We start from the raw sequence: 1,056 nt of genomic DNA, 5'->3' as shown, positions 1-1,056 counted from the left end.
CGTTGGGGCTCGGGTGCTTGCGCGCGTCCGCCCTCCAGGCGCGCAGGGCGCCGCGCGGGTCGGGTCCGGCCACGGCGGCGAGTACGGCGGTCAGCCGGGCCCCCGGCCAGCCGGCGACGTCGTCCAGGCGGGCGGACGCCCAGCCGTAGCGCCGGTGGCGGGGCGACTTGTGACCCACCATCGCGTCCAGGGTGTTGACCGCCCGGAACCCGACCAGCCCCGGGACCCCGGCCACGGCGCCCCAGACGAGCGCGCCGACCACGGCGTCGGAGGTGTTCTCGGCGACCGACTCGACCACGGCCCGGGCGATGCCGTCCGCGTCCAGCGCCTGCGGGTCCCGGCCGCACAGGTGCGGCAGCCGGGCCCGGGCGGCCTCGACGTCCCCGGCCTCGAGGGCACGCCCGATGGCGCGGGCCTCCCGGGCGAGCGAGGTCCCGCCGACGACGGCCCAGGTGGCGGCGGCGGTCAGCGCGGCGGAAGCGGTGCGGGAGGGGCGTGCGGCGCGCGCGGTCAGCGCGCCGAGGGCGACGGCGCCACCGGCGCACACGGCGGTGTGCAGGGCGCCCCAGCCGCGGTGGTCGTGCCACAGGGCGCGCTCCACGGCGCCGGCCGCCCGGCCGAACACGGCGACCGGATGCCCGCGGCGCGGATCGCCGAGGAGCAGGTCACCGAGGACGCCGGCTGCGGCGCCGTACGCGTATGTGCGATCGGCACCCATCGGCTCAGCCGGCCGTGGGGACAGGAACGGTCCTGGTACGGGTCCTCGATCGGCAGCCGAGCATGGCGATATGTGTCCTCACTCAGGGTGTCCGCGCCCTGGTTCGACGTGAATCGGCGGTGAGAGTTCCTGGCTCCCGGGGGTTCTTCCCCGGTGACAGTGGCGGGACCGCGCCGGATTCGCACCGGCTTCCTCTCCTGCCGCCGTACATGGCCTGGGCAGTCCACCACGCGCCCGGAACGGCCGTCAACTTGCCTTTGACCTGGGACGCCGGACTGTGCTGAGGCCCACATCGCCGGTCCGGCCGACGGTGGGTCAGGGCCGGTGCGTGGACGTGC

At 76.7% G+C, this 1,056-nt stretch carries 1 protein-coding gene and 1 riboswitch; the gene reads right to left on the bottom strand.

Translation table 11 applies throughout. The features are described from left to right. A partial coding sequence (locus ABZV94_RS33035; RefSeq protein WP_356346991.1) for a CobD/CbiB family cobalamin biosynthesis protein occupies positions 1-718 on the bottom strand: 718 nt, incomplete at its 3' end. A gap of 100 nt (positions 719-818) precedes the next feature. Further along, positions 819-961: riboswitch (cobalamin riboswitch) on the bottom strand. Between the last annotated feature and the right edge of the window lie 95 nt (positions 962-1,056).

Source organism: Streptomyces sp. NPDC004658 (assembly GCF_040609555.1).
Taxonomy (GTDB): domain Bacteria; phylum Actinomycetota; class Actinomycetes; order Streptomycetales; family Streptomycetaceae; genus Streptomyces.
The sequence above is the reverse complement of the archived record's forward strand: the minus strand, read 5'-3'. Positions and strand labels throughout refer to the sequence as shown.